Below are 7,414 nucleotides of genomic sequence, written 5' to 3'. Positions count from 1 at the left end.
GATCTACACGTAAGGAGTCGTCGGCAGCGTCAGATGTGTATAAGAGACAGCTCCGTGCCCCACGCGCCGTGTGGCTCCCCCCGCCGTGCGGCTCCCCGCACCGACCACCCTGACGTGCGGCTTCCCCGCGCCGACCACCCCTGACGTTCCGCTCCCCGCGCCGACCACCTCTGACGTGCGGCTACCCCGCGCCGCACCCGCGCCGTGCGGCTCCCCGCGCCGCGCCGCACCCGCGCCGTGTCGCCCCCGTCGTGCGGCTCCCCACGCCGTGCCGCCCTCGTCGTGCGGCTCCCCACGCCGTGCCGCCCCTGCCGTGCGGTTCCCTGCACCGTGCCCCCCCCGCGGCACGCCACGACTCCCGTCCGCTCCCGCCCTCAGGCGCCTCGCCGCGCTCTCCCGGCTATGCCGGCGGGAGCACGCCCCCTCCCGGCTATGCCGGCGGGGGCACGCCCAGGACGGGGAGCAGGCGCGGCGGGCCGGCGTTCAGCAGCCAGGGAGGCAGCAGGAGCAGGGGGTTCAGGTAGGTCTCCCCTCGCAGCAGGCCCCAGTGCAGGCAGTCACTCGCGCAGTGGGAGCCCCGCCCCGAGGCATCCACGGTGCCGATGACCTGGCCGGGCGCCACCCGGGTGCCTTCCGTCACCGACGCCCGCACCGGTTCGTACGTCGTCCGCAGCGGCGGGGCGCCCGTCCCCGACAACTCGACCGACACCACGCCCCGTCCTGCCACGGCCCCCGCGAAGGACACGCGTCCCGCCGCCACCGCCCGTACCGGGGTGCCCGGCGCCGCACTCAGGTCCACGCCCCGATGCCCGGGGCCGTACGGCGTCGCCGGTGGCTCCCAGCCCCGCAGGACCGCCGGGCGCGACCCCACCGGCCACGCCCGGCCGACCGCCGGTACGGGCGCGCTTCCCGCCGCCCGTTGCCGACCCGCGGCCGGGACCGGCCCGCTTCCCGCCGGCGCCGGGACGGCCCGGTCCGCCGGGGGAGCCGGCCCGGCCCCGTCCGTCGCGGGTACCGGACGGCCCCCGCCCGCCCACGCCGCCGGTCGAGCCCGGCCCGCCCACGCCGGCGCCGCCACCGGGGCCGAGGCCGGAACCGCCGGGGTCACGGCGACCGCCAGGAGCAGCCCGAGCCCCCCGCTCACCCACCCGCTCTTCCACCGGCCCGCCCACCCGCTCTTCCATCGCACCGCACGCATCCGAGACATGCGTCCACGCTCCCGCATCCCGCCCGGACCGGCCGGAACCTGTGGACAACTCACCGGTTGTGGACAGCGGCGTCACCCGGCACCTCCCGGGTCCCGTACACTTCTGGTGGCGACCCGGGTCACCGGGTCGACTTCGCACGCCCCGACGCACAGACCGGCAACGGTCGGTGTCAGCGCCCCTCGGTCCTTCGTGGCACGGCGCGCAGCGGGCGTCAGGCGCGGGAGCCGTCCGGCCCCCGCGGCACAACCGAGAAACTCAAGGAGAGTACGGCCATGGCCGTCGTCACGATGCGGGAGCTGCTGGAGAGCGGCGTCCACTTCGGTCACCAGACCCGTCGCTGGAACCCGAAGATGAAGCGCTTCATCTTCACCGAGCGCAACGGCATCTACATCATCGACCTGCTCCAGTCGCTGTCGTACATCGACCGCGCCTACGAGTTCGTCAAGGAGACCGTCGCCCACGGCGGCACGGTCATGTTCGTCGGCACGAAGAAGCAGGCGCAGGAGGCCATCGCCGAGCAGGCCACCCGCGTCGGCATGCCCTACGTCAACCAGCGCTGGCTGGGCGGCATGCTCACCAACTTCTCGACCGTCTACAAGCGCCTGCAGCGCCTGAAGGAGCTCGAGCAGATCGACTTCGAGGACGTGGCCGCCTCCGGCCTCACCAAGAAGGAGCTGCTGGTCCTCTCCCGCGAGAAGGCCAAGCTGGAGAAGACCCTCGGCGGTATCCGCGAGATGCAGAAGGTGCCCAGCGCCGTCTGGATCGTGGACACCAAGAAGGAGCACATCGCCGTCGGTGAGGCGCGCAAGCTCAACATCCCGGTCGTCGCGATCCTCGACACCAACTGCGACCCCGACGAGGTCGACTACAAGATCCCGGGCAACGACGACGCGATCCGCTCCGTCACCCTGCTCACCCGCGTGATCGCCGACGCCGTCGCCGAGGGCCTCATCAGCCGCTCGCGCGTCGCCACCGGCGACAAGGGCGAGAAGGCCGCGGGCGAGCCGCTCGCCGAGTGGGAGCGCGACCTGCTCGAGGGCGAGAAGAAGGCCGACGAGGCCGAGAAGCCGGCCGAGGCTGAGACCGCCGAGGCCCCCGCAGCCGAGACTGAGGCCGCCGAGGCTCCGGCTGCCGCCGAGGCTCCCGCTGCCGCCGAGGCCCCGGCCGCCGAGGGCGAGCAGCAGGCCTGACCCGTCAGCGTCCGTGTTGACGGCGGGAGCGGCGCATGAAGTCCGCTCCCGCCGTTCACCCGTAGCTCAGCGGTGTGTCAGCGGGCCCCGCCCCCCTGCTCCACAGGCGGCGGGGCCCGCAGACCCCCTGATCTCCGATCTTCCAGACTTCGAGAAAGATTCACAGACTCATGGCGAACTACACCGCCGCCGACGTCAAGAAGCTCCGTGAGCTCACGGGCGCCGGCATGATGGACTGCAAGAAGGCGCTGGACGAGGCCGAGGGCAACGTCGAGAAGGCCGTCGAGGCGCTGCGCATCAAGGGCCAGAAGGGCGTCGCCAAGCGCGAGGGCCGTTCCGCGGAGAACGGTGCCGTGGTCTCGATCCTCGCCGACGACAACTCCTCCGGTGTTCTCGTCGAGCTGAAGTGCGAGACGGACTTCGTCGCCAAGGGCGAGAAGTTCCAGGGCGTGGCCAACGCCATCGCCGAGCACGTCGCCAAGACCTCCCCGGCCGACCTGGAGGCCCTGCTCGCCTCCGAGATCGAGGCCGGCAAGACCGTCCAGGCGTTCGTGGACGAGGCCAACGCCAACCTCGGCGAGAAGATCGTCCTGGACCGCTTCGCGCAGTTCTCCGACGGCTACGTGACCGCGTACATGCACCGCACGATGCCCGACCTGCCCCCGCAGATCGGTGTCCTCGTCGAGCTGGACAAGCCGAACGCCGAGATCGCCAAGGGCGTCGCCCAGCACATCGCCGCCTTCGCGCCGAAGTACCTCTCCAAGGAGGACGTGCCGGCCGAGGTCGTCGAGTCCGAGCGCCGCATCGCCGAGGAGACCACCCGCGCCGAGGGCAAGCCCGAGGCCGCGATCGCCAAGATCGTCGAGGGTCGTCTGAACGGCTTCTTCAAGGACGCCACGCTGCTCGGCCAGCCCTACGCCCTGGACAACAAGAAGTCCGTCCAGAAGGTCCTGGACGAGGCCGGTGTCACCCTGAAGCGCTTCACGCGCATCAAGGTCGGCATCTGAGTCTCAAGTCCGTACCGCGACGGACGCTCGGCCCGGATAGGGTCGACAGCAGTCGTCCACGTCGCGCGCGTATGCCGGCACGCGGCCGCGCGTGACGGACGACAGCAGATCTGACGAGGAGGCCATTGCCGCTGCATGGGATGCGAACGCCCCACCGGCAATGGCCTTCTTCGCATGTGTACCACGTAAAAGAGGCGGGATCTCATGACCACCAAGGCCCAGAAGAGCGACGACGGCAAAGTGACCGGCCGGTTTCTGCTGAAGCTGTCCGGAGAGGCCTTCTCCGGCGGCGGGGGCCTGGGCGTCGACCCGGACGTGGTGCACGCCATCGCCCGTGAGATCGCGGCCGTCGTCCAGGACGGCGCGCAGATCGCGGTCGTGATCGGCGGCGGCAACTTCTTCCGCGGCGCCGAACTCCAGCAGCGCGGCATGGACCGTGCCCGCTCGGACTACATGGGCATGCTCGGCACCGTGATGAACTGCCTCGCCCTGCAGGACTTCCTGGAGAAGGAAGGCATCGACAGCCGGGTCCAGACCGCCATCACCATGGGCCAGGTCGCCGAGCCGTACATCCCGCTGCGCGCCGTGCGCCACCTGGAGAAGGGCCGCGTGGTCATCTTCGGCGCCGGTATGGGCATGCCGTACTTCTCCACCGACACCACCGCCGCCCAGCGCGCCCTGGAGATCGACGCCGAGGCGCTGCTCATGGGCAAGAACGGTGTGGACGGGGTGTACGACTCCGACCCGAAGGCCAACCCGGACGCCGTGAAGTTCGACTCCCTCGGGTACGGCGAGGTCATCACCCGCGACCTGAAGGTCGCCGACGCCACGGCGATCACGCTGTGCCGCGACAACCGGCTCCCCATCGTCGTCTTCGAACTCCTGAAGGAGGGCAACATCGCCCGCGCCGTCAAGGGTGAGAAGATCGGCACGCTTGTGGGTGACCAGGCCGGCCGGGGCTGACCGGCACCCCCCGGGGCCGCCGGCCACCGGGAAGCCACCTGTCCGGGGGACGGACGGGACGGACCCGGACCGGGGGATGGACAATGTCCTGCCGGTCGGGAACCGTGCAGGAAGAAGACGCGACGCAGCCGGCCGACGGCCCCCACCGGGAACCGCAGCCGGGCCTACTCAAGACACGCAGGAGCAAGTGGTGATCGAAGAGACCCTCCTCGAGGCCGAGGAGAAGATGGAGAAGGCCGTCGTGGTCGCCAAGGAGGACTTCGCCGCGATCCGCACCGGCCGTGCGCACCCGGCGATGTTCAACAAGATCGTGGCCGACTACTACGGTGCGCCGACGCCGATCAACCAGCTGGCCTCGTTCTCCGTGCCGGAGCCGCGCATGGCCGTCGTGACCCCGTTCGACAAGAGCGCGCTGCGCAACATCGAGCAGGCGATCCGCGACTCCGACCTGGGCGTCAACCCGAGCAACGACGGCAACATCATCCGTGTGGTGTTCCCCGAGCTGACCGAGGAGCGCCGCCGCGAGTACATCAAGGTGGCCAAGAGCAAGGGCGAGGACGCCAAGGTGTCCATCCGTTCGGTGCGCCGCAAGGCCAAGGACGCCATCGACAAGCTGATCAAGGACGGCGAGGTCGGCGAGGACGAGGGCCGTCGTGCGGAGAAGGAGCTCGACGACACCACCGCGAAGTACGTCGCGCAGGTGGACGAGCTGCTCAAGCACAAGGAAGCTGAGCTGCTCGAGGTCTGATGAACGACTCTTCCTGGGGAGCGCCGCAGCAAGCCGGGTACTGGGGGCCCGCCGAGGGGTCACCCGCCCCGGGACCCGTCCCGGGCACGACCCCCGCGGGCCCCGCGTACGATGCGCCGGGCGCCCAGCAGACCCGCCCCATGCCCATCGTGCCCGAGGTGCCCGCCCGCGGCGGAAACCAGGAGGACGACCGGGGAGCCGCGTACACCGGCGGCTCCCCGTTCCGTGATGAGCCGCCCCGGCCGCAGCCCTACGGCCTTGCGGGGCCACAGCCGCAGGACCCCGCGCAGCCGCAGGATCCCGCGCGTCCGCAGCCGCGGGCGCACCCGCAGTCGTACGACATGCCGCAGTCGCATCCGCAGCCGTACGAGGCGCCGCAGCCGCGGCCCTACGACACGCCGCGGACGCCGCCCGCCCACGGGTCGGCGCCGCAGAATCCGGAGCCCATGTCCGACGCCCCGCAGCCGGCGCCCGCCCCGCAGGCACCGCAGAAGAAGAGCGCGGGACGGGACCTGGGCGCCGCCATAGGCGTCGGTCTCGGGCTCGGCGTGGTGATCATCGCGTCGCTGTTCGTGGTCAAGGCCGTGTTCGTGGGCGTCATCGCGGTCGCGGTCGTGGTCGGCCTGTGGGAGCTGACCTCCCGGCTGCAGGAACGCAAGGACATCAAGGCGCCGCTGGTGCCGCTCGCGGTCGGCGGCGCCGCGATGGTGGTCGCCGGATACGTCCGGGACGCCGAGGGCGCCTGGGTGGCGATGGCGCTGACGGCGCTCGCGGTCCTGGTCTGGCGGATGACCCAGCCGCCGGAGGGCTACCTCAAGGACGTCACGGCGGGCGTCTTCGCCGCGTTCTACGTGCCGTTCCTGGCCACCTTCGTGGCGATGCTGCTCACCGCGCCCGACGGGCCGTACCGGGTCCTGACCTTCCTCATCCTCACCGTGGTCAGCGACACCGGCGCCTATGCCGTCGGCTGGCGCTTCGGCAGGCACAAGCTCGCCCCGCGCATCAGCCCCGGCAAGACCCGCGAGGGCCTGGTGGGGGCGGTCGCCTTCGCCATGGCGGCCGGCGCCCTGTGCATGCAGTTCCTGATCGACGACGGAGCCTGGTGGCAGGGCCTGTTCCTCGGCCTCGCGGTGGCCGCCAGCGCCACCCTCGGCGACCTCGGCGAGTCCATGATCAAGCGGGACCTGGGCATCAAGGACATGGGGACCCTGCTCCCCGGTCACGGCGGCATCATGGACCGCCTGGACTCCCTGCTGCCGACCGCTCCCGTGGTCTGGCTCCTGATGGTCCTGTTCGTCGGCTCCTCCTGACCGGCGCGGCCGGGCCCGCGGGGGCCCGCAAGGATCTTTCCAGCGGCCGGGCCCCACCTGCGGGGGCCCGGCCGTTGGAGTTCCGTCCCATGGGGCGGGGACGACTCGAGAAGGACGGCACCTACCACGGCGATCTGCCGTGCCGGTGGTGCGAGGCACTCATCGACCAGGGCGGGCGCCGCAGACCGCGCCGCCACTGCGGCGGCCGGCACCGGACGAAGGCCTACGCCTCCTGGGTCTTCGGCATCGTCGCCATCTTCTCCTGACCGCGGATCCCACCCGTCTCCAGCGCGCCCACCCGCGCGTTCGGTGCGGACAGGGGCCGCGCCACGTCACCGGGCCGTCTTCGGGTCGTCAGACCGACACGAGTCCGGCCGTCAGGATGGCCTGCGTCCGGGCCGTCAGGCCGATGCGATCCCGACCGTCAGGATCGCCCGTGTCAGGCCCGTCAGGATCGCCCGCGTCCGGGTCGTAAGGCTCCGGCGGAGCCCGGCCGTCGTGCTCGCCCGGAACGGAATCACCGCTCGTGACAGACTCCGGCGCATGAAACTCGACCAGACGCTCGTGGACGCGGCCCTGGAACTCATGGACCGGCGCTGGCCCGTGGGTGAACCCGGCGGGGCGGCCGCCGTGCGGCTCGCCGACGGCGGCATCCTGACCAGCGTCGGCCTCGACAACATGAACGGGTCGGTCGCGCTGTGCCAGGAGACCGGGGCGTTCATCCAGGCCTACACCCAGGACCGGACCGTCACCGCCTCCGTCTGCGTCTGCCGTGACCCGGAGCGCGGCAGAGTCCTGATCCTGCCGCCCTGCGGCGTCTGCCAGGAACGGCTCGCGCTCTGGGGGCCCTCCGTCGAAGTCGCCGTGCCGCGGGAGGACGACCCGACCGGCTGGGAGGCGCGCACCCTCGCCGAGGTGAACCCCTACTACTGGGGCCTGCAGTTCGCCGAGGGAAAGTGGCCCTCCCCGGCACAGCACTCCGAGTGAC

General features: G+C 71.7%; 8 protein-coding genes. 7 read left to right on the top strand and 1 reads right to left on the bottom strand.

Annotated features, from left to right (window positions below; genetic code table 11):
• Nucleotides 1-430 precede the first annotated feature (430 nt).
• The gene (locus IG64_RS43410; protein WP_420710041.1) at nt 431-799 is read right to left on the bottom strand and encodes a peptidoglycan DD-metalloendopeptidase family protein; all 369 of its coding nucleotides are present in this window, start codon (nt 797-799) and stop codon (nt 431-433) included.
• A 681-nt stretch (nt 800-1,480) separates the two neighbouring features.
• Between IG64_RS43410 and rpsB the strand changes: the two genes are divergently transcribed.
• The 7 genes from rpsB to IG64_RS35040 all read left to right on the top strand — a co-directional run bounded on the left by rpsB (nt 1,481) and on the right by IG64_RS35040 (nt 7,413).
• Nucleotides 1,481-2,398, top strand: coding sequence for a 30S ribosomal protein S2 (gene rpsB, locus IG64_RS35065; RefSeq protein ID WP_037864005.1), 918 nt, complete (start codon nt 1,481-1,483; stop codon nt 2,396-2,398).
• 170 nt (nt 2,399-2,568) lie between these two features.
• Nucleotides 2,569-3,405 (top strand): translation elongation factor Ts, encoded by an 837-nt coding sequence (gene tsf, locus IG64_RS35060; protein ID WP_037864004.1) that lies wholly within the window; start codon nt 2,569-2,571, stop codon nt 3,403-3,405.
• Nucleotides 3,406-3,609: 204 nt separating this feature from the next.
• On the top strand, nt 3,610-4,368 hold the full coding sequence (pyrH, locus tag IG64_RS35055) for a UMP kinase (RefSeq protein WP_037864002.1): 759 nt from the start codon (nt 3,610-3,612) through the stop codon (nt 4,366-4,368).
• Nucleotides 4,369-4,558: 190 nt separating this feature from the next.
• On the top strand, nt 4,559-5,116 hold the full coding sequence (gene frr, locus IG64_RS35050; protein WP_031120910.1) for a ribosome recycling factor: 558 nt from the start codon (nt 4,559-4,561) through the stop codon (nt 5,114-5,116).
• Complete coding sequence (locus tag IG64_RS35045; RefSeq protein ID WP_037863999.1) at nt 5,116-6,426, top strand: phosphatidate cytidylyltransferase; 1,311 nt, start codon at nt 5,116-5,118, stop codon at nt 6,424-6,426. Before frr ends, IG64_RS35045 begins: the two co-directional genes overlap by 1 nt.
• A gap of 89 nt (nt 6,427-6,515) precedes the next feature.
• Nucleotides 6,516-6,692: a hypothetical protein gene (locus IG64_RS41360; protein ID WP_158771726.1), complete on the top strand. Its 177-nt coding sequence runs from the start codon at nt 6,516-6,518 to the stop codon at nt 6,690-6,692.
• A gap of 277 nt (nt 6,693-6,969) precedes the next feature.
• Nucleotides 6,970-7,413: a cytidine deaminase gene (locus tag IG64_RS35040; RefSeq protein WP_037863997.1), complete on the top strand. Its 444-nt coding sequence runs from the start codon at nt 6,970-6,972 to the stop codon at nt 7,411-7,413.
• The last annotated feature ends 1 nt before the right edge of the window (nt 7,414 follow it).

The sequence above is a fragment of the Streptomyces sp. NRRL S-340 genome (assembly GCF_000720185.1).
Classification (GTDB): domain Bacteria; phylum Actinomycetota; class Actinomycetes; order Streptomycetales; family Streptomycetaceae; genus Streptomyces.
The sequence above is the reverse complement of the archived record's forward strand: the minus strand, read 5'-3'. Positions and strand labels throughout refer to the sequence as shown.

What these genes read in the sequence shown, in the direction of transcription:
- rpsB (WP_037864005.1), top strand. Translation starts at nt 1,481, where the DNA reads ATGGCCGTCGTCACGATGCGGGAGCTGCTGGAGAGCGGCGTCCACTTC.
- tsf (WP_037864004.1), top strand. Translation starts at nt 2,569, where the DNA reads ATGGCGAACTACACCGCCGCCGACGTCAAGAAGCTCCGTGAGCTCACG.
- pyrH (WP_037864002.1), top strand. Translation starts at nt 3,610, where the DNA reads ATGACCACCAAGGCCCAGAAGAGCGACGACGGCAAAGTGACCGGCCGG.
- IG64_RS35045 (WP_037863999.1), top strand. Translation starts at nt 5,116, where the DNA reads ATGAACGACTCTTCCTGGGGAGCGCCGCAGCAAGCCGGGTACTGGGGG.
- IG64_RS41360 (WP_158771726.1), top strand. Translation starts at nt 6,516, where the DNA reads ATGGGGCGGGGACGACTCGAGAAGGACGGCACCTACCACGGCGATCTG.
- IG64_RS35040 (WP_037863997.1), top strand. Translation starts at nt 6,970, where the DNA reads ATGAAACTCGACCAGACGCTCGTGGACGCGGCCCTGGAACTCATGGAC.